The sequence below is a fragment of the Thalassotalea euphylliae genome (assembly GCF_003390395.1).
Classification (GTDB): Bacteria; Pseudomonadota; Gammaproteobacteria; order Enterobacterales; family Alteromonadaceae; genus Thalassotalea_F; species Thalassotalea_F euphylliae_C.
The window spans coordinates 2041103-2061073 of the sequence record NZ_QUOV01000001.1 but is presented as its reverse complement, the minus strand read 5'-3'; the positions used below and the strand labels follow the sequence as shown (position 1 = coordinate 2061073).

The window sequence follows — 19971 nt, the reverse complement described above, 5'->3', positions numbered from 1 at the left end:
TAACGATGCTAGCAGAACTCTATTTATAGCAACAAAAGCTATTTACCAATGTGAGTTAAGCCTTTCATGTATGGCTGCAATACTTTTGGAATTTCAATTGAGCCATCAGCTTGCTGATAGTTTTCCAAAATCGCGACTAGCGTGCGACCAACCGCTAAACCAGAACCATTAAGTGTGTGTAGCAATTCTGGCTTATTAGTTTCACTATTGCGGAAACGTGCTTGCATACGACGCGCTTGGAAGTCACCCATATTCGAACAAGACGAGATCTCACGGTAAGTGTTTTGCGCAGGTAGCCATACTTCAATATCGTAAGTTTTAGTCGCGCTAAAGCCGATATCGCCGGTACAAAGTACAACCGTTCTAAACGGAAGTTCTAACTTTTTCAGAATATTTTCAGCGTGAGCTGTTAATTCTTCTAACGCATCAAATGACGTTTCTGGTTTAACAAGTTGCACCATTTCAACTTTATCAAATTGATGCTGACGAATTAGACCACGGATATCACGGCCTGATGAACCGGCTTCACTGCGAAAACATGGCGTATGCGCAGTCATCTTAATTGGTAATTCTTTCTCATCAACAATTTCATCGCGCACTAAGTTCGTTAGTGGTACTTCCGCGGTAGGAATAAGTGAGAAAGTCTTTGAAGATAAGTCAGTGTGGAATAAATCTTCACCAAACTTTGGTAATTGACCAGTACCGTATAGTGAATCGTGGTTAACTAAGTAAGGCACATACATTTCTTCATAGCCGTGCTCTTCGCTATGTACATCAAGCATAAATTGAGCAAGTGCACGGTGCAGCTTGGCAATTTGACCACGCATTACCACAAAACGCGTTCCCGCAAGCTTGGCACCACTTTCAAAGTCCAGTCCTTTGTCTAACGCGGTCGCGATGTCTACATGATCTTTAACTTCAAAATCGTAAGCTTTTGGTTCGCCCCATTTGCGAACTTCAACATTATCGTCTTCGCTATCGCCTGCAGGCACAGACTCATGAGTGATATTTGGCACTGCTGCAGCAATATCATTAATTGCTTTTAACACTTCTTTTTCTTCGTTTTTCGCAGCTTCTAGGTCATCACCTAACTGGCTTACTTGTGCAAGCAATGGCTGAATATCTTCACCACGGGCTTTGGCTTGCCCAATTGATTTTGACCGTGAGTTACGCTCACTTTGTAATTCTTGGGTCTTTACCTGAATGGCTTTACGTTGTTCTTCAAGCGCTGTTAATTTTTCTACATCAAGTGTAAAACCGCGTTTCGCGAGCGCTGCTGCTGTTTGTTCTAAATCAGTTCTTAAAAGTTTTGCGTCAAGCATTGTTAGTCACTTTACCGATGGGTTACTAAAAATATACCGAGTGCTGCTGCACCCACACAAAGTACAACATTGAGCAGTATATTGGTAACCGCTTTAAAATACTCACCATGCTGAATAAGCAGCACAGTATCTAATGAAAACGTTGAAAAGGTCGTTAATGCACCTAGAAAGCCTATCCCAATCAATGTTCGGGTAATGGCGACTTCTATAACGCCCTGCTCTATAAGCCCGTATAACAGACCCATTATAAATGAGCCCGAAATATTAACGATCAATGTCGCAAAAGGGAATCCCTTTCCTAGCCAATTTAGGACTAATTGCGAAATAAAAAACCGTAAACTTGCACCACAGGCACCACCAAGTGCCACTAGCAAATACATACTGACACTATTTAAAGCGTTGCTCATCACTATCCCTGTTAAGTTGGTCTAAATACTCTCGTTTTGCCTTAAGTTGTTTTTCTAAGCCACGCTCGGTTGGCTGATAAAACCGTGTATGGCTAATTTCTGGTGGGAAATAACACTCGCCAGCGGCAAAAGCATTAGGTTCGTCATGTGCATACCGATATTCGTGACCATGCCCTAACCCTTTGGTGATATTGCTGGTGGCGTTTTTTAGATGAATAGGCACATCTAGCTCACTGGTTTGCGCAGCCATCGCCATGGCTTGTTTAAACGCGGTGTAAACAGCATTACTCTTTGGCGCTAGTGCCAGATAAACCGCAGCTTGGGCAATTGCTCGCTCACCTTCTGCCGGGCCAACACGTTGGAAAGTATCCCATGCATTTATGGCAATGGTGAGTGCTCTTGGGTCAGCATTGCCCACATCTTCGCTGGCAATGGCTAACAGGCGACGGGCAACGTATAGCGGGTCTCCACCTGCAGTAAGTATTCTGGCAAACCAATATAACGCCGCATCAGGATCTGAACCACGCACTGATTTGTGAAAAGCGCTGATTAAATCGTAAAAGGCATCACCGCCTTTATCGTATAGCGCAATTTTACTACCCGCTACTTCCAACAATTGCTGCTCAGTAATGGCTGAGCCATTAACGGCGTGAGTCAGAGAGTTTTCAATTAAATTGAGTAGACGCCGCGCATCACCGCTGGCAACCGACAGTAAGCTATTCACGGCCTCAGCTTCGAAAGTAATAGCTGGTAAATTATTTTTTACGCGGTCTTCATTAATGTGAGTCAGCGCATTGTGATAAACCTGACTTAAATCCTCAGCCATGAGTTTATTTAGCACATATACCCGTGCTCGAGATAACAAAGCACGATTTAACTCAAACGCTGGGTTTTCTGTCGTCGCACCGATAAATACTATGGTGCCATCTTCGATGTGAGGTAAAAAAGCGTCTTGCTGACTTTTGTTGAAACGATGCACTTCATCAACAAACAAAACCGTGCGCTGCTGGCGATGAATCAAACGGTCTTTTGCCGCTTCAATTGCCTTACGAATTTCTTTTATGCCGTCAGTGACCGCCGAAATGCGTTCAATTTCCGCATTAGCGTGATTGGCCATGATCTCAGCTAATGTGGTTTTTCCAGTACCCGGTGGTCCCCAGAAAATAACCGAATGACTTTGCTGCTGTTCAATCGCTTGGCGCAGCGGCATCCCTTGCCCCAAAATATGTTGCTGCCCAACATAATCATCTAACGTTTTGGGGCGAAGCCGGGCAGCGAGCGGCATAAACTCAGTTGGCTGCTCAAAGCCTAAATCAAGCTCTAGTCCTAAGTTAAAGCCTTGGTTGGTTCCAGAAGAGCCTTTAGCGCTGGTCATCTAGCAGCATGCCCTCTGGGACTTGAAAGGAAAATACATCACTTGCCAATGTTTGGTTTGCTGCGATATTTTCCAAAAGAAACTCGCTGTGCTGACCAGTTGCATCCACAATGGTAAAGCCTGATAGCACATCCCCGCTAAAGGCTAGCAACAATTCTTTCACCTGTGCATCTTCACTTTTAGCAACCACTTTAAATGTTTCATTGGCCATTTGGCTAATTTCGTATTGCTGCCAAAGTGATTCATCTGTGCTGGTTAGCAATAAAATAGGTGTATTGCTAATACTATTGGCTAATGAATAAGCGGTCACTTGTTCGATAAATGGGTCGAACAACCACAAGGTTTCACCATCAGAAACTAAGGTCGATTCTTCTGGAGATGTCGTTTGCCAGTTTAAATAGTTGGGAGCTGCTAAGGTGAACTGCCCGTGCCCAGTTTGTAGCAGATTATTGTCTACATCATAAATATTTTGCGTAAAGCTCGCTGCTAAGTTTTCAAGCTGCGCTAGTTTTGCCAGCAACTCTGTTTTAGCTTCGTTGTTTACCAACAGGTTATTTGCTGCAGACGTAGCTAATTCATTAGTATTTGCACTATTTAGTACTTGCTCATTAACTTCGACAGCTAAGGAGTTAACACTCAAAGTCGCAGTAAACATGGCAGTGAGCATGGTATTGGCCATGCTAGTAAACAATGCCATACCTACAAAATTCTTTTTCATTTTCAAATTAAATTCTCTTGAGTCTTTAACTAGTCTTTGACCGGTGGCGGTGCTAATACTTCACGTGCGCCATTATGACCCGGTGGTGAAACCGCGCCTTGCATTTCCATATCTTCAACGATACGAGCCGCACGGTTATAGCCAATTCGGAACTTACGCTGTACGCTAGATATTGAAACACGTCGCGTTTCACTCACAAACGCAAGCGCTTCATCATAAAGTGGGTCAAGCTCTGCTCCTTCCATCGCTTCCGCTTGCTCACCCGGCAGCAAAATTTCTTGCTCAGTATCACCTGATTTGATTTCATCTAGGTAATTTGGTTCACCACGAGATTTCCAGTCGCTAACCACAGCATGTACTTCATCGTCGTTGACAAAGGCACCATGCACACGCACAGGCACTGCTTCACCTGGCGGTAAATAGAACATGTCACCCATACCCAATAACTGCTCTGCGCCTTGCTGATCAAGAATAATGCGTGATTCAATGCGCGACTGCACGCGCAGTGCCATACGGGTTGGAATATTGGCTTTAATTAGACCGGTAATAACATCAGCAGATGGGCGTTGCGTAGCTAGAATTAAGTGAATTCCAGCGGCACGTGCTTTTTGTGCAATACGCGCAATAAGTTCTTCCACTTTTTTACCAACAATCATCATCATGTCGGCAAATTCATCCACGACAATTACGATTGATGGCAGCTTTTCTAGCGTAGGTGGTGTATTGCTAAAAGCGTCAGTTGGTTGCCATAATGGGTCAATTAATGGCTCACCTTCAGCGATACCTTTTGCCACTTTATCGTTGTAGCCTTTTAGGTTACGAACACCAAGCTTAGACATTAATTGGTAGCGACGCTCCATTTCACCCACACACCAGCGCAACGCATTAGCAGCTTCTTTCATGTCGGTAACAACTTCTGACAATAAGTGTGGAATGCCATCGTAAACTGAAAGTTCTACCTGCTTAGGGTCAATCATGATCATGCGAACGTCTTCAGGCGACGATTTATACAAGATACTGACAATCATGGTATTTACCGCAACTGACTTACCAGAACCTGTGGTACCTGCAACCAGTAAGTGCGGCATTTTGGCAAGATCAGCCACGACAGGTTTACCGGAAATATCACTACCAATGGCCATCGCTAAATTTGAACTTGATTGCTCAAAAGTGTCACAAGAGAGTACATCAGAGAAGTAGACGGTTTCGCGATGTTTATTCGGCAGTTCGATACCGATCACTGACTTTCCTTCAATCACTTCGACCACGCGAACACTTTTCGCGGATAGCGAACGGGCAATATCTTTCGATAGATTAGTGATTTTGCTCACTTTTACGCCCGGTGCTAGATCCAATTCAAAACGAGTGATAACTGGGCCTGGGAACACATCTACCACATCGGCCTTGATACCAAACTCACTAAGCTTGGCTTCAACTAAGCGTGATACTTGTTCAAGCTGCGCTTGATCTATCGGATGCTTTTGTTTGTCTGAACGATCAAGTAAGTCTAGAGATGGTAGCGATGCAAAATCAGGTGCGGCATCCGCTTCTGCCCTTGCCTGCTCATCCAACTGCTGATTAATTTTATCATGCAACGTTGGCGCCTCGTCTACCTGAATTTTCTCTACTGGCTCAAACGCGGCAGTAATTTCAGACTCACTAACATTTTCTTGCACGTTAACTGTTAAAGGCCCTGTCATCAGTTCATCTATTTCAATAAATGGTTCAACTCGCTCCTTGCCCATATCACCAATGCTTGGCTCTATGTTTTCACCTGTATTTTCAATTAACTTATCGCTGAAGTTATTGCCTAAGTTATCATCTAAATCATCACTGATAGCAAATGGCGGTTCGTCGTAATCATCATTGTTTTGATTAGTTTGTTTAGCTATTGCCAAGTCGTCTTCGGCACCATCAAACCTTGATTGTTCAAATGCTTGCTTAACAGGTTCAGGGGTTTCTTCAAATGTTTTGTCTTCTAAGTGTGACTCATTAAACAGCGGATCATTTTCATCGACATCCGCTTTCGCTTCTTTTATTGCCCTTTTGTTTTCTAGCGGCTTTTCTTTTGGCTCACTATTAAATTTCTCAGCAATTAATTTCGGTAGCCCTGCGATATACAAAGCAACGGCAATTGCATAGCGGCCTATGTTATCAATCACCTCTAACCACGAGATACCTGTCAAAAAGACAAAACCTGTGCAAGTTAGTAGTAAAAACAGTAGCGTTGAGCCAACAAACGAAAAGTATGGTAGAAATGCTCCACTAAGCACATCGCCTAATATACCGCCCGCAGAGAAGTAAAAAATGTCGTCAAAATTCATGCTGGCAAGCGATGTTACGCCAATATAAAACATAAAAAAGCCAACCAGTTTTAACCCTAAAGTCAGATAATCAAGTTGCATAAGACGATAAAAGCGTTGGAACAATAACCAACCAACAACGGCAATCACAAAGGGTAAGGTATAGGCAATTACCCCAAAGAGATTCAGTAATAGATCAGATAAATAGGCACCTACCGAGCCGCCTAAATTTCGTACTGGTGTTTGATAGCCAGTTTGCGACCAGCCTGGGTCTGCAGGGTCAAAGGTAAATAGTGCCAACATTAAATACATAGCGAGTACTGAGCAGATTAGTAGACCTGCTTCAAGTAAACGTTGCGCACCGGTTAATTTTTCTCGAGAAGAAGACAAAGAATTACCACTTGGAAAATTATTGTTTTAGTTTTTGTAAAATAACAAAAATTAAGACAAGAGAAAACGACAAATAGCCGTTTAACGCACGACAGGGATTACATTGGCGGATTTTACTTCTTCCATGACCACATAAGTGCGGCTTTCACTTACCGCCGGTAATCGTAACAAGGTATCGCCCAAAAGTTGACGATAAGCCGCCATATCTTTTACCCGAGTTTTTAGTAGGAAATCAAAATCGCCTGAAACTAGATGGCATTCTTGAATCACGTCTAAGTCTTGCACCGCCCTAGAAAAGTCATCAAACACATCTGGGCTTGTTTTCTCAAGGGTAATTTCAACAATTACCAGCAATGCAGCGTCTAGCAACGTTGGGTCTAGTATTGCCCGATAGCCAACGATATAGCCATCACTTTCTAAACGTTTAACCCGCTCAAGGCAAGGTGTTGGGCTAAGCCCTACTCGTTTAGATAGCTCGACATTAGATAAACGGCCATTTTTTTGTAGCTCTTCTAAGATATTACGGTCGATACGATCAATTTTTTTATTGCTGGTGTGACGATTATTCGAGCGACTCAATGGCATAATTTATATTTCTCTAGTTTTTGACGTTATTGCAGATTTATTCTCTACAAAATAGCAAATTACGACAGGATGCTCTACATATTTACGACTATACTAGTCACCAATTTCAATCCATAGAGAAATAATTATGATCATCGGTGTACCAAAGGAAATAAAAAATCACGAATACCGTGTTGGCATGGTGCCAGCGAGCGTACGTGAACTAATTAACCATGGCCACAGCGTTTTTGTTGAGACAAATGCCGGTATTGGCATCGGTTTTACTGATCAAGATTATATTGAAGCTGGTGCTGGCATTTTAGCCACCGCAGAAGAAGTTTTTGCGCAAGCAGAAATGATCGTTAAAGTAAAAGAGCCACAAGCCGTTGAGCGTGCAATGTTGCGTGAAGGCCAAATTCTTTTCACTTACCTACACTTAGCTCCAGACTTACCACAAACCCAAGATCTAGTAAAAAGCAAAGCAGTTTGTATCGCTTACGAAACCGTAACCGATAACAACGGTGGCTTACCACTACTTGCACCTATGTCAGAAGTAGCTGGTCGCATGTCAATTCAAGCAGGTGCACAAGCGTTAGAAAAATCTAACGCTGGTCGCGGCATGTTATTAGGTGGCGTACCAGGTGTTGAGCCAGCAAAAGTTGTGATCATTGGTGGCGGTATGGTTGGCGCTAACGCAGCTAAAATGGCGGTTGGCATGGGTGCTGATGTAGTTATTCTAGACCGCAATGTTAACGTGTTACGTAAGCTTGATGATTTATTTGGCAACCAAGTGAAAGCGATTTACTCAACTGCCGACGCATTAGAAAAACACGTATTAGACGCAGACCTAGTGATTGGTGGTGTGCTTATTCCAGGTGCTGCTGCGCCTAAGCTAGTCACTAAAGAGCACATCAAAAACATGAAGCCGGGTGCCGCTATTGTTGATGTTGCTATCGACCAAGGTGGTTGTATTGAAACATCAACACCAACCACTCACGCTGAGCCGACTTATATTGTTGACGATGTTGTTCACTACTGTGTCGCCAACATGCCAGGTGCTGTGCCACGCACATCAACGTTTGCACTGAACAATGCAACTTTGCCTTACATTATCCAGTTAGCAAACAAAGGTTACAAACAAGCACTTAATGACAACCAGCACTTATTAAATGGTTTGAATGTCATTAATGGCCAAGTGACAGTTAAAGAAGTAGCAGACAACCTTGGTTTTGACTTTATTGAGCCAGCAACCGCTTTAGCTAACGCTTAATCGTTGCACTCAATAGCCTGCAATTCTTAAATTAGTCAGTGTTTAAAAAAGCGCCCTTGATATAAGAGGCGCTTTTTTTTATTTACGAAAAGTTATTTCCCACTCTTGAATAACTTTATTAAAATCCCAATCAATAGAAATCATATTGTCGAAACGAATTTTTTGGAGAACCCATGAGCGAAGCAAGACACGTTCCTCTTCTTATTTTAGGCTCTGGCCCAGCAGGTTACACGGCAGCAGTATATGCAGCGCGCGCTAACTTAAACCCAGTAATGATCACCGGTATGCAGCAAGGTGGTCAGTTAACCACGACGACTGAAGTTGAAAACTGGCCAGGTGATGCAGATGATTTAACAGGTCCAGACTTAATGGTGCGTATGCAAAAGCATGCAGAAAAGTTTGATACCGAAATTATTTTTGATCACATCGAAGAAGTTGACCTTGAGACTCGCCCATTCCGTTTAAAAGGCAGCAGCGAGTACACTTGTGATGCATTAATTATCTGTACGGGCGCATCAGCACAATACCTAGGTTTACCTTCAGAAGAAGCTTTCATGGGGAAAGGTGTTTCTGCTTGTGCAACCTGTGACGGCTTCTTCTACCGCAACCAGAAAGTATGTGTTGTTGGTGGTGGTAACACAGCCGTTGAAGAAGCATTGTACTTATCAAATATTGCTTCTGAAGTTCACTTAATTCACCGTCGTGACACTTTCCGCTCAGAGAAAATCTTAACGCAACGTTTAATGGACAAAGTTGAAAACGGCAATATTGTTTTACACTTAGATCGTACATTAGATGAAGTACTAGGCGATGATATGGGCGTTACTGGCGTTCGTATTAAAGACACAAATTCAGATGCTACTGAAGAGTTAGCAGTGCAAGGTGCGTTTATCGCCATTGGTCACAAGCCAAATACTGATATCTTCAAAGGTCAGCTGGATATGAAAGATGGCTACCTAACCATTAACAGTGGTACTAACGGCAATGCAACACAAACTAGCGTTGAAGGTGTATTTGCTGCAGGTGATGTCGCAGATCATATCTATCGTCAAGCAATCACGTCTGCGGGTGCTGGCTGTATGGCTGCATTAGATGCAGAGCGTTACTTGGATGCAAAAGGCTAAAAAACGCCCAAGCACTCCTTAGCGGTATTTAGCAGGAATAAGATGAGCCAAACTATTTCGTTTATTCACCCAAATAGTTTGGCTTTTCCGCCTTTAGATACTGCGCTTACCGAGCCTAACGGCTTACTCGCTGTGGGTGGCGACCTCACCCCGCAACGTTTGGTTCAAGCGTATAGCGAAGGCATATTTCCATGGTTTAGTGACGGCGAGCCCATTATGTGGTGGTCTCCTAACCCACGTGCCATTATTCCAACTCACGACATTCGTATTAATCGCACACTGCGTAAATTCCTTAATAAAACCCCCTATCAGGTATCATTTAATCGAGCATTTGATCAAGTGATAGAACTGTGTGCAGATGCACCATTTCGCCAAGACGAAACTTGGATTCTACCTGAGATGATTTCTGGTTATCGTCAGTTGCACCTGCTAGGCCATGCCCATTCAGTTGAAGTATGGGAGCAAGAAAAATTAGTAGGTGGTTTATATGGTGTTGCTATCAATGGTTTTTTTAGCGGTGAGTCGATGTTTTATAAAGCACCGAACGCTTCTAAAGTTGCACTAGTTGCTCTCGCTAAAGCGCTAGAAGCATGCGGCGTAAAGTTCATTGATTGTCAGATCACAAATCCATTTCTCGAAGATATGGGCTGCATTGAAGTTTCTCGTGACGACTTTATACAACAGCAACAAGCCATGCTTCATTTATCACTTCCAAGCGAATTTTGGACACCACGTATTATTAGCAGCTAATATTTTATTATTGGCCGTAATTTAGCTGAGGTATTGCTAATGATTTATGATTTTCGCTTGGGTATCAGCAAAGAGTTTTCCTGTAACTATTTACCTGGTAATCAAGAGCGACTATTGATTGTTGTTGATGAGTTACATGCGCAAGCGAATCAATATGATTATTTAATGCATCAAGGCTTTCGTCGCAGTGGTGAACAAGTCTACCGCCCGCATTGCAAAGCTTGCCATGCCTGCCAATCAGTCAAAGTCATGGTACAAGAATTCACACCTAGCAAAAGCCAAAAGCGTTCACTCAAAAAGAATCAACACCTAAGACTCGTGAAAAGTCGCACGCCAAGTGAACAATACTACCCATTGTTCGAGCGCTATATCAATGAACTACATGCTGACGGTGCCATGTACCCTGCTAGCGCAGAGCAATACCAAAGTTTTTTATTCACTCATATTTGCAAGCAGTACTTTGTAGAGCTCTATGATGGTGACAAGTTAGTGAGTGTCGCAGTAACAGATGAATTACCCAGTGCACTATCTGCAGTTTATACCTTCTACGATCCTGATTATCGCAAAAACGGCTTAGGTATATATTCTATATTGAAGCAAATCCATGTCGCACAATCACTGGGTAAAGAGTTTCTCTATTTAGGCTATCAAATCGATGATTGCCAAAAAATGAACTACAAAACTAAGTTTTACCCACACCAGAGGCTGTATAACAACCAGTGGCATATCGTTCCTAGCCCAAGCTATTCTCGCTAAATAAGCGGGTTAGCAACAAATAAATAGCCTTGATGCTTTACTTTGTCATCACAATTGGGCATGATCTGCGCAGCTTTATATCCATGAACTTTTAGAGGTTAAACGCCCAATGGCGAAAGAAGAAAATATTGAAATGCAAGGTACTGTGTTAGAAACATTACCTAACACCATGTTCCGCGTTGAGTTAGAAAACGGTCACGTTGTTACAGCTCACATCTCAGGTAAAATGCGCAAGAACTACATCCGTATTTTAACTGGTGACAAAGTAACGGTTGAATTAACGCCGTACGACTTATCGAAAGGTCGCATTATTTTCCGTGCCAGATAACGTTTAAACCTTTCTTTTAGAAAGAGTTAAAAAGATTTATCTACAAAAAAGCCCTGAAATTCAGGGCTTTTTTGGTTTATGGGGTTTTGTTTATTGTCCAGCAAGGCGATAGCGGGTTAATGTTCCACTAGCTCTTTTTTGTTGCTTTCAGCTTTGATCACAAGTTCATCTTTCTTGTTAACCGTCACTTTAACAACACCACCACCAACTAATTCACCAAATAACAGTTCATTCGCCAATGGTTTCTTGAGTTGCTCTTGAATTAACCGAGCCATAGGTCGTGCGCCCATGTTTTTATCGTAGCCCCGCTCAGCAAGCCAAGATTTTGCATCTGCACTAAGTTCTAGCGACACACCTTTTTCATCTAATAAAGCTTGAAGCTCAACGATAAACTTATCAATGACTTGATAGATAATGTCAGTGTCTAAGTGATTAAACCAAACGATATTATCTAAACGGTTTCTAAATTCAGGTGTGAATACGCGATTAATTTCATCCATCGCATCAAGGCTATGATCTTGCTGCTTAAAGCCAATTGATTTACGCGTTGTTTCAGTAACACCTGCGTTTGTGGTCAACACTAAAATAACATTTCTAAAATCAGCTTTTCGACCATTGTTATCGGTTAAGGTACCGTGATCCATTACTTGCAGCAAAATGTTGTATACATCTTGATGTGCTTTTTCAATTTCATCTAACAGCACAACTGCATGTGGATGTTTAATCACAGCATCTGTTAACAAACCGCCTTGTTCGTACCCAACATAGCCAGGAGGCGCACCAATTAAACGGCTAACCGCATGCTTTTCCATGTACTCAGACATATCGTAACGCAATAGCTCAACACCTAAGATTTTAGCAAGCTGCTGCGTAACTTCCGTTTTACCAACACCAGTTGGCCCTGCAAACATGAAAGAGCCAATCGGTTTACTTTCATTACTTAAACCAGCTCGTGATAAGCGAATAACAGACGTTAACTCATCAATGGCTTTATCTTGGCCAAAAACAACCAACTTCAAATTACGATCTAAATTTTGCAGGTTATCTTTCTCTGAGCTAGATACCGATTTTTCAGGAATACGTGCCATCTTCGCGACAATTGACTCAATATCATTGTTATTAATCACTTTTTTGCGCTTAGACGGTGCAACTAGTTGTTGCTTAGCACCAGCTTCATCGATGATATCAATCGCTTTATCAGGTAAAAAACGTTCGTTAATGTATTTGTCAGCCAACTGAGCGGCCGCTTTCAATGCTTTATGGGTATAACGAATACCGTGATGGCTTTCGTATTTCTCTTTCAATCCTTGCAGTATTTTCGTCGTATCATCAACACTAGGCTCGGCTATGTCTATTTTTTGGAAACGACGAGCTAATGCGCGGTCTTTCTCAAAAATACTTTGATACTCTTGATAAGTCGTAGAACCTAGGCAACGAAGCTTACCTGATGAAAGCAAAGGCTTAATAAGGTTGGAAGCGTCCATCATACCACCAGAAGCTGCACCTGCACCGATAATCGTGTGAATTTCATCGATAAACAGAATCGCATTCGCTTCTTTTTCTAGCTCTTTAAGCAGCGATTTAAAGCGTTTTTCAAAATCACCTCGGTATTTAGTACCGGCGAGCAAAGCCCCCATATCAAGTGAGTAAATTGTGCCATCTACTAAAAAGTCTGGTACTTTTTCGCTGACAATCATTGCCGCTAAACCTTCTGCAATAGCAGTTTTACCAACTCCTGCTTCACCAACAAATAGCGGGTTGTTTTTACGGCGACGGCTCAATACCTGAAGCGTTCGTTCTAATTCATCGTCACGGCCAATCAGCGGGTCTATGTTGCCCTTTTTCGCCTCTTCATTGAGGTTTACCGCAAAGCTTTCTACTACTCTTGGTTCTTCGTCTTGCTGCTGCTCAACTTCTTCGTGGCTAGCGCTCTCGCCATTTTCTATTTTTGAAATGCCGTGAGAGATAAAATTAACAATATCTAGACGCGTAATATCTGATTTTTTCAAAATATAGGCGGCTTGTGATTCTTGCTCACTAAAAATTGCAACAAGCACGTTTGAACCATTAACTTCATTCTTACCCGAAGACTGCACATGAAAAACTGCGCGTTGCAAAACACGTTGAAAACCTAGTGTTGGCTGAGTTTCACGATCATCTTCACCTGCGGGAATGACCGGTGTTGTTTCACCAATAAAATCTTCTAAACTCTTACGCAATTTAGACATGTCAGCACCACAGGCTTTAAGCGCCTCTACCGCTGATGGGTTATCAAGCAGTGCTAGCAATAAGTGCTCTACCGTCATAAATTCATGGCGAGAATCCTTAGCTTGACGGAACGCTAAGTTTAACGAAATTTCTAAATCTTTATTCAGCATAGATACTCCAGCTTACTTAAATCTTGCACTGTTACGCTTTTTCCATTGAACATTGCAACGGATGTTGATTTTCTGCAGCGTATCGAACAACTTGGTCTACTTTAGTTTCTGCTATCTCAGCAGAATATGTGCCACAACGAGCTTTACCCTTATAATGAATAGTTAGCATGATTTCAGTAGCCTTTTCAGAATCCATATTAAAAAACCTACGTAAAACTTCAACCACAAAATCCATAGGCGTATAGTCATCGTTTAACAAAACAACATGATAACGAGGAGGTTCATCAATGCGCTCCTTAGTTAGCTCTTCCGTATCATGCTGGGATTCTGTCAGTTCTTTCCAGTTACTCATAAATCTATATTAGTCTCTACAGGTTAAATTTGCTGAACCTTTTTATGAAAAATAGGTTATTAAAAAATTGTAAAAAATATTGTAAATATCTTGACTATTCTCACACATATTCTACGATTTACAGGTGGCTATTTTTTAGCCGCCGCGTTTATACGTGTATGTTATGGGAAGCATACCTAAATTATACCGCAGGATATAGAAGGAAGTAGAAGTATGGCTCACGGTACGGTTAAATGGTTTAACAATGCAAAAGGGTTCGGTTTTATTCGCCCTGATGATGGTGGAGAAGACATCTTTGCTCATTACTCTACCATCCAGATGGAAGGATACAGAACACTAAAAGCAGGTCAGGATGTTAATTACGAGTTGAATGAAGGCCCTAAAGGCCATCACGCGGCAAGTATAGTACCTATTGAACCTGAAGCAGAAAATTAATTTAGTAAATTAATCAACAGCGCGCTAATAAAAAACACAGCCTAGGCTGTGTTTTTTAATGCCTGCTTGTAGTGTTACTAAAAGCAGGCCACTAATCACTTAAACGTTAAGCTAAGTGTTTAATAATTTCATCACCAAATTCAGAGCAAGACACCAGTGTAGCTCCTTCCATTAAACGCTCAAAGTCATACGTCACTGTTTTAGCGCCAATTGCACCAGACATACCTTGTAGCATTAAATCGGCCGCTTCTGTCCAGCCCATATGGCGTAGCATCATTTCAGCAGATAAAATTACAGAGCCTGGATTCACTTTATTCAAGCCTGCGTATTTAGGTGCCGTGCCATGTGTTGCTTCAAAAATTGCCACTTCATCACTAATATTTGCCCCCGGTGCAATACCAATTCCACCGACTTGCGCAGCAAGTGCATCAGACAAATAATCACCATTAAGGTTTAGTGTAGCAATAACGCTGTACTCTTCTGGGCGCAACAAAATTTGTTGTAACATAGCGTCAGCAATAACATCCTTAATGATAATTTCTTTACCATTTTTTGGATTTTTAAGTGACAACCATGGACCACCGTCGAGTAGTTCAGCACCAAACTCGTCGTGTGCTAATTGATAACCCCACTCTTTAAAAGCACCTTCGGTGTACTTCATGATGTTACCTTTGTGCACTAAGGTCACAGAATCACGATCGTTATCAATTGCATATTGAATCGCTTTTCGCACCAAACGCTGTGTACCTTCTTTTGACACTGGCTTGATACCAATACCACAGTCCTCAGTAAAGCGAATAGATGATACGCCCATTTCTTCAGTTAAGAAATTAATAACCTTATCAGCTTGCTCGGTACCTGCTTTGTATTCAATACCCGCATAAATATCTTCCGAATTCTCGCGGAAAATCACCATATCAACGGCCTCTGGATGCTTCACAGGGCTAGGAACACCTGTAAACCATTGCACTGGGCGTTGACACACATACAAATCTAACACTTGACGTAGTGCCACATTAAGTGAGCGAATACCACCGCCAACTGGCGTTGTTAAAGGCCCTTTTATACCCACTCGGTATTCGCGAAACATGGCTAATGTTTCTTCTGGAAGCCAAGTTTCAGAGTCATAGACTTCCGTCGCTTTTTCACCTGCGTACACTTCCATCCAGCTAATTTTTTTCTCGCCTTGGTAAGCAACCTTAACTGCCGCATCTACCACTTTGCGCATAGTTGGCGTGACATCAATACCAATACCATCACCCTCGATAAACGGAATAATTGGGTTGTTCGGTACGTTCAATCGACCGTTTTCGATGGTAATTTTTTGCCCGTCTGCTGGAATTGTTATTTGCGAAGACATAAGGCTCTCCCCTGAAATGCTGAGTTATTATCACTAGGTACGCTGACCAGAGTTGTAACCTAAACGAAAAAGAGTAATGACACTAATTTTTCAAAACCGATAACCAATATAAATAACATGAATGATATAAAGCACTATATTCCAATAAAGAATTCACATCGGTAAACTCGCCTTAGGCTCAACTTAAGAATAACTACCCATTGGCAATAAACCAAGCAAAAAACTCTGTTATTTGATAATTATTTAGCGAACTTTTTCGTTAATTAAATATTGGTTTACAATCGTCTTTACGATAGCTAGGCTAGCTGTTTCGTTTGGGTGAAAACCATCCGCCGTAAAGTACTTTTCATCTGGAATTAGCTGATAGTTCACAATACTAAAACGCTCTGGAGCTAACCGCTGGAGTTTGTAGGTCGCATCATTAAGACGGCTGCTGCGAAAGCCTAAGATACTCGCAAGTGGCTTTTTTAATAGAGGAAAACATTCAAGCGGCGGTATTGCGAGTAATAAAGTTTGTTGAGGTTGATACTTGTGCTCGATTAACGTCATCAATTCATTAAGCTGTTGTGACCATTTTCGGCTTGATGTAAACCCTTTTGCATCATTAACACCAATGGAAATAACTACATAGTCGGCAACTTCTGCAATTTCATTGCGTATAGCGGAATGTAAATCAGCGATTTTATCGCCAGATTTTGCTAACACAGCTAATTTAACCGCCACATCGAATCTGGAATTAAGCTCAGCTGCCAGCTGTCCTGCCAAGGCATCTTTAATTGATGTTATCCCAACACCAGCAGCAACCGAATCACCAATAACCGCTACTTTAATTGGCTTTTCAATTGCTGCAGTTTTATCTTGATGGTGAAACTGGCTAACCACAAATTTGCGCTCTCCTTGTGCTTCCGAGAGTCGAATAGCAGAGCGCTTAGTACATACCCCCTGAATCATCCAAATTGGGGCACTGATTAGCGTATAGGTATACTTAAAAAACCAAGACCAATACATAGCAGCAAACAACCATTCAGCCAGAATTCGTTAATTAATTTTGCTGGTAATAACTTTGATGCCCATCAGCAACATAGCACCACCTAATACTCTGTCTAACCAGTGACCAAATTGTTGAAACTGTTTATTCACTCTTGGGCGGCTAAGCAAGATTACAACCGTGGCAAACCAGGCAAATTGCAAAATCATCATCCAAGCACCGTAAATCGCTAATTGATACAAGGGCATGTCAGGCGATAACACCATAGTAAACAAGGCAACAAAGTAAATTGGCGCTTTTGGGTTTAACGCATTACATAAAAAACCTTTAGCAAGGGTTTTACTATTAGATAACTGAGGAGAAACTTCCGCACTTAATGGAATAGCATCTATTACATTGGTTTGTTTAGCCTTTAGCCCCTGAATACCCAAATAAATTAAATAGCTACCGCCGAGCAGTTTAATGCCCCACAAAATCGTTTCAGAATTAGCAATGATTGCCGCTAAGCCAAGTGAAGAATAAATAATGTGAACTGCCAAGCCCAATGCAATGCCTAAGCTGCAAAGTAGACCAGTTTTTTTACCATGCGCTAATGTTTGCTGTGATACCAAGACAAAATCTGGCCCTGGAGATGCCGCAGCCAATAAATGAATCGTGGTAATTAGCAACAAGCCCTCAAATAAACCCATCTAAAACTCCTTTTTGCCTAGCATTGCACGAATGAAATGCACACGTTAGAAAGTAAACCAATAGAGTTTGATTAACTTACGATTACGGTAAGTTGTCAAGCTTATTGATGACTGATGTCGCTTGCTACAGGCATAAAAAAGCCCGCTTTATGCGGGCTTAGTTAATTTTGCGTTGAAACGCACTATTTATTACACATAGCCGCGAAGGCTTATAGTAGTGTCGATAGAATAGTGTTTAACGTTTCGCTTGGGCGCATAGCGTTTGATGCTTGCTCTTCATTCGGGAAGTAGTAACCACCGATGTCCATTGCTACGCCTTGTGCATCATTTAACTCAGCAACAATTTTCTCTTCTTGCTTAGTTAATGCTTGCGCCACAGGGCCAAAAGCTTTCGCTAGCTCTGCATCTTTATCTTGCGCAGCAAGTGCTTCTGCCCAGTAAGTTGCTAGGTAGAAGTGAGAACCACGGTTATCAAGCTCGTTAACACGGCGTGATGGAGATTTGTTCTCTTGCAAGAATTTCGCTGTTGCTGCATCTAAAGTATCAGCAAGTACTTGTGCTTTGGCATTACCAGCAAAGTTTGCTAAGTGCTCTAAAGACGCTGCTAGTGCTAAGAACTCACCTAAAGAATCCCAGCGTAAGTGGTTTTCTTTTTCAAACTGTTGAACGTGCTTAGGTGCTGAACCACCCGCGCCCGTTTCAAATAGCCCACCACCGTTCATCAGTGGCACGATAGAAAGCATTTTAGCTGATGTACCTAACTCTAAAATTGGGAACAAGTCAGTTAAGTAATCACGTAAAACGTTGCCCGTCACAGAAATGGTATCTTCGCCTTTTTTCATGCGTTCTAGTGAGAACTGACAAGCATCAACTGGTGCAAGAATACGAATATCCAAACCGTCAGTGTCGTGCTCTGGCAAGTACTGGTTAACTTTTTTGATTAACTCAGCATCGTGCGCACGGTTTTCGTCTAACCAAAATACTGCTGGCATACCAGATAAGCGTGAACGATTAACCGCTAGTTTTACCCAATCTTGAATTGGTGCGTCTTTCGCCTGACACATACGGAAAATATCACCAGCTTCCACCGCTTGCTCAAGTAACACTTTGCCTGCTGCGTCTACAACACGAATGGTTCCGTTTGCTGCTGCTGTGAAAGTTTTGTCATGTGAGCCGTACTCTTCCGCTTTTTTCGCCATTAGGCCAACATTCGGTACGGTACCCATAGTGGTTGGATCGAATGCACCGTTTTCACGGCAGAAATCAACTACTGCTTGGTATACGCCTGCGTAGTTACGATCTGGAATCGTAAACTTAGTGTCTTTTTGCTTACCGTCTGGACCCCACATTTGGCCAGATGCACGAAGTGCTGCTGGCATAGACGCATCGATAATAATATCGCTTGGTACGTGCAAGTTAGTGATGCCGCGATCTGAGTCAACCATTGCCATAGGTGGACGAGTTTCGTAAACCGCTTGCAAGTCAGCTTCAATTTCAGCTTGCTTCTCAGCCGGTAAACGACCGATTTTCGCGTAAACATCGCCAATACCGTTGTTAGCATCAACACCTAATTGGTCAAATACTGCAGCGTGTTTTTCAAATACAGATTTGTAGTAAACCTTAACACAATGACCGAAGATGATTGGGTCAGAAACCTTCATCATGGTTGCTTTCATATGCAAAGAGAACAACACATCTTCTTTCTGTGCTTTTTCAATTTCTTGCTCGAAGAACGCAACAAGTGCTTTCACGTTCATCACTGACGCATCAATCACTTCTTTGTCTTCAAGGGCAATATGCTCTTTTAATAAGGTTACATCGCCATTTTCAGCCACAAATTCAATGTTCGCGTGAGTCGCGCCATTGATTGTCGTTGATTTTTCGCTACCGTAGAAATCACCCGCATCCATATGCGCAACGTGAGATTTTGACTCACTTGACCAAGCGCCCATTGAGTGTGGGTTGTTTTTCGCGTATTGCTTTACTGAGCCCGGTGCGCGGCGATCTGAGTTACCTTCGCGAAGTACAGGGTTTACTGCAGAGCCAAGTACCTTAGCGTAAGTCAATTTAATTGACTCTTCCGCTTCACTTTGTGGCTCTTCTGGGTAATCTGGTAAGTTGTAACCTTTCGCTTGTAATTCTTTAATCGTTGCCTGTAATTGTGGAATTGACGCACTAATGTTTGGCAACTTAATAATGTTTGCTTCTGGTGTTTTCGCTAGTTCGCCAAGCTCTGCTAACGCATCACCGATACGTTGCTCTTTCGTTAAGTACTTAGGGAAATTAGCAATAACACGACCTGCTAATGAGATATCACGAGTTTCGACATCGATGCCTGAAGAAGCAGTATAAGCTTTAATAATAGGTAGTAGAGATTGAGTCGCAAGTGCTGGCGCCTCATCAGTAATGGTGTAAATGATCTTTGATGTATCTTTACTCATTGAATATCCTAGTTTCGTTAA

General features: G+C 42.2%; 18 protein-coding genes. 6 read left to right on the top strand and 12 right to left on the bottom strand.

What is annotated here, in order from left to right:
- Positions 1-38 precede the first annotated feature (38 nt).
- The 6 genes from serS to lrp all read right to left on the bottom strand — a co-directional run bounded on the left by serS (position 39) and on the right by lrp (position 7100).
- Positions 39-1322, bottom strand: a complete 1284-nt coding sequence (serS, locus tag DXX92_RS09180) for a serine--tRNA ligase (protein ID WP_116000184.1) — start codon at positions 1320-1322, stop codon at positions 39-41.
- An 11-nt stretch (positions 1323-1333) separates the two neighbouring features.
- A complete protein-coding gene (gene crcB, locus DXX92_RS09175; protein WP_116000183.1) occupies positions 1334-1729 on the bottom strand; it encodes a fluoride efflux transporter CrcB in 396 nt (131 codons plus the stop codon).
- Positions 1710-3014: a replication-associated recombination protein A gene (locus DXX92_RS09170; protein ID WP_245961546.1), complete on the bottom strand. Its 1305-nt coding sequence runs from the start codon at positions 3012-3014 to the stop codon at positions 1710-1712. Before DXX92_RS09170 ends, crcB begins: the two co-directional genes overlap by 20 nt.
- Before the next feature lie 76 nt (positions 3015-3090).
- Positions 3091-3822, bottom strand: coding sequence for an outer membrane lipoprotein chaperone LolA (gene lolA, locus DXX92_RS09165; RefSeq protein ID WP_116000181.1), 732 nt, complete (start codon positions 3820-3822; stop codon positions 3091-3093).
- Positions 3823-3851: 29 nt separating this feature from the next.
- A complete protein-coding gene (locus DXX92_RS09160) occupies positions 3852-6437 on the bottom strand; it encodes a DNA translocase FtsK (RefSeq protein WP_116000180.1) in 2586 nt (861 codons plus the stop codon).
- A 159-nt stretch (positions 6438-6596) separates the two neighbouring features.
- A complete protein-coding gene (gene lrp, locus DXX92_RS09155) occupies positions 6597-7100 on the bottom strand; it encodes a leucine-responsive transcriptional regulator Lrp (protein ID WP_116000179.1) in 504 nt (167 codons plus the stop codon).
- A gap of 127 nt (positions 7101-7227) precedes the next feature.
- Between lrp and ald the strand changes: the two genes are divergently transcribed.
- From ald to infA, 5 genes are all read left to right on the top strand, one after another.
- On the top strand, positions 7228-8349 hold the full coding sequence (gene ald / locus DXX92_RS09150; protein WP_116000178.1) for an alanine dehydrogenase: 1122 nt from the start codon (positions 7228-7230) through the stop codon (positions 8347-8349).
- 173 nt (positions 8350-8522) lie between these two features.
- On the top strand, positions 8523-9473 hold the full coding sequence (gene trxB / locus DXX92_RS09145; protein ID WP_116000177.1) for a thioredoxin-disulfide reductase: 951 nt from the start codon (positions 8523-8525) through the stop codon (positions 9471-9473).
- Positions 9474-9515: 42 nt separating this feature from the next.
- Positions 9516-10223, top strand: coding sequence for a leucyl/phenylalanyl-tRNA--protein transferase (gene aat / locus DXX92_RS09140; protein WP_116000176.1), 708 nt, complete (start codon positions 9516-9518; stop codon positions 10221-10223).
- A gap of 39 nt (positions 10224-10262) precedes the next feature.
- Positions 10263-10979, top strand: a complete 717-nt coding sequence (locus DXX92_RS09135; RefSeq protein WP_116000175.1) for an arginyltransferase — start codon at positions 10263-10265, stop codon at positions 10977-10979.
- Between the two features lie 109 nt (positions 10980-11088).
- Positions 11089-11307, top strand: a complete 219-nt coding sequence (infA, locus tag DXX92_RS09130) for a translation initiation factor IF-1 (RefSeq protein WP_093328826.1) — start codon at positions 11089-11091, stop codon at positions 11305-11307.
- Positions 11308-11423: 116 nt separating this feature from the next.
- Here the strand turns inward: infA and clpA are convergent, their stop codons facing one another.
- Both clpA and clpS read right to left on the bottom strand, forming a co-directional pair.
- Entirely contained in the window at positions 11424-13685 is a 2262-nt protein-coding gene (clpA, locus tag DXX92_RS09125; RefSeq protein WP_116000174.1) for an ATP-dependent Clp protease ATP-binding subunit ClpA, read from the bottom strand.
- 31 nt (positions 13686-13716) lie between these two features.
- Complete coding sequence (clpS, locus tag DXX92_RS09120) at positions 13717-14037, bottom strand: ATP-dependent Clp protease adapter ClpS (protein ID WP_116000173.1); 321 nt, start codon at positions 14035-14037, stop codon at positions 13717-13719.
- A gap of 213 nt (positions 14038-14250) precedes the next feature.
- On the opposite strand from clpS, the gene cspD reads away from it, so the two are divergent.
- Positions 14251-14472 (top strand): cold shock domain-containing protein CspD, encoded by a 222-nt coding sequence (gene cspD / locus DXX92_RS09115; protein ID WP_116000172.1) that lies wholly within the window; start codon positions 14251-14253, stop codon positions 14470-14472.
- Positions 14473-14578: 106 nt separating this feature from the next.
- Here the strand turns inward: cspD and icd are convergent, their stop codons facing one another.
- From icd to DXX92_RS09095, 4 genes are all read right to left on the bottom strand, one after another.
- Complete coding sequence (gene icd, locus DXX92_RS09110; protein ID WP_116000171.1) at positions 14579-15832, bottom strand: NADP-dependent isocitrate dehydrogenase; 1254 nt, start codon at positions 15830-15832, stop codon at positions 14579-14581.
- Between the two features lie 243 nt (positions 15833-16075).
- Positions 16076-16840 (bottom strand): SGNH/GDSL hydrolase family protein, encoded by a 765-nt coding sequence (locus DXX92_RS09105; RefSeq protein ID WP_147301947.1) that lies wholly within the window; start codon positions 16838-16840, stop codon positions 16076-16078.
- A 30-nt stretch (positions 16841-16870) separates the two neighbouring features.
- The gene (locus DXX92_RS09100; RefSeq protein WP_116000169.1) at positions 16871-17509 is read right to left on the bottom strand and encodes a LysE family translocator; all 639 of its coding nucleotides are present in this window, start codon (positions 17507-17509) and stop codon (positions 16871-16873) included.
- A gap of 209 nt (positions 17510-17718) precedes the next feature.
- Positions 17719-19950: an NADP-dependent isocitrate dehydrogenase gene (locus DXX92_RS09095; protein WP_116000168.1), complete on the bottom strand. Its 2232-nt coding sequence runs from the start codon at positions 19948-19950 to the stop codon at positions 17719-17721.
- Between the last annotated feature and the right edge of the window lie 21 nt (positions 19951-19971).

Excerpts from the sequence above, each read along its gene's own strand:
- DXX92_RS09135 (WP_116000175.1), top strand. The coding sequence starts at position 10,263 with ATGATTTATGATTTTCGCTTGGGTATCAGCAAAGAGTTTTCCTGTAAC.
- clpA (WP_116000174.1), bottom strand. The coding sequence starts at position 13,685 with ATGCTGAATAAAGATTTAGAAATTTCGTTAAACTTAGCGTTCCGTCAA.
- DXX92_RS09100 (WP_116000169.1), bottom strand. The coding sequence starts at position 17,509 with ATGGGTTTATTTGAGGGCTTGTTGCTAATTACCACGATTCATTTATTG.
- DXX92_RS09160 (WP_116000180.1), bottom strand. The coding sequence starts at position 6,437 with ATGTATTTAATGTTGGCACTATTTACCTTTGACCCTGCAGACCCAGGC.
- DXX92_RS09095 (WP_116000168.1), bottom strand. The coding sequence starts at position 19,950 with ATGAGTAAAGATACATCAAAGATCATTTACACCATTACTGATGAGGCG.
- lolA (WP_116000181.1), bottom strand. The coding sequence starts at position 3,822 with ATGAAAAAGAATTTTGTAGGTATGGCATTGTTTACTAGCATGGCCAAT.
- crcB (WP_116000183.1), bottom strand. The coding sequence starts at position 1,729 with ATGAGCAACGCTTTAAATAGTGTCAGTATGTATTTGCTAGTGGCACTT.
- DXX92_RS09170 (WP_245961546.1), bottom strand. The coding sequence starts at position 3,014 with ATGCCGCTCGCTGCCCGGCTTCGCCCCAAAACGTTAGATGATTATGTT.
- infA (WP_093328826.1), top strand. The coding sequence starts at position 11,089 with ATGGCGAAAGAAGAAAATATTGAAATGCAAGGTACTGTGTTAGAAACA.
- ald (WP_116000178.1), top strand. The coding sequence starts at position 7,228 with ATGATCATCGGTGTACCAAAGGAAATAAAAAATCACGAATACCGTGTT.
- lrp (WP_116000179.1), bottom strand. The coding sequence starts at position 7,100 with ATGCCATTGAGTCGCTCGAATAATCGTCACACCAGCAATAAAAAAATT.
- serS (WP_116000184.1), bottom strand. The coding sequence starts at position 1,322 with ATGCTTGACGCAAAACTTTTAAGAACTGATTTAGAACAAACAGCAGCA.
- aat (WP_116000176.1), top strand. The coding sequence starts at position 9,516 with ATGAGCCAAACTATTTCGTTTATTCACCCAAATAGTTTGGCTTTTCCG.
- clpS (WP_116000173.1), bottom strand. The coding sequence starts at position 14,037 with ATGAGTAACTGGAAAGAACTGACAGAATCCCAGCATGATACGGAAGAG.
- trxB (WP_116000177.1), top strand. The coding sequence starts at position 8,523 with ATGAGCGAAGCAAGACACGTTCCTCTTCTTATTTTAGGCTCTGGCCCA.
- icd (WP_116000171.1), bottom strand. The coding sequence starts at position 15,832 with ATGTCTTCGCAAATAACAATTCCAGCAGACGGGCAAAAAATTACCATC.
- cspD (WP_116000172.1), top strand. The coding sequence starts at position 14,251 with ATGGCTCACGGTACGGTTAAATGGTTTAACAATGCAAAAGGGTTCGGT.
- DXX92_RS09105 (WP_147301947.1), bottom strand. The coding sequence starts at position 16,840 with ATGTATTGGTCTTGGTTTTTTAAGTATACCTATACGCTAATCAGTGCC.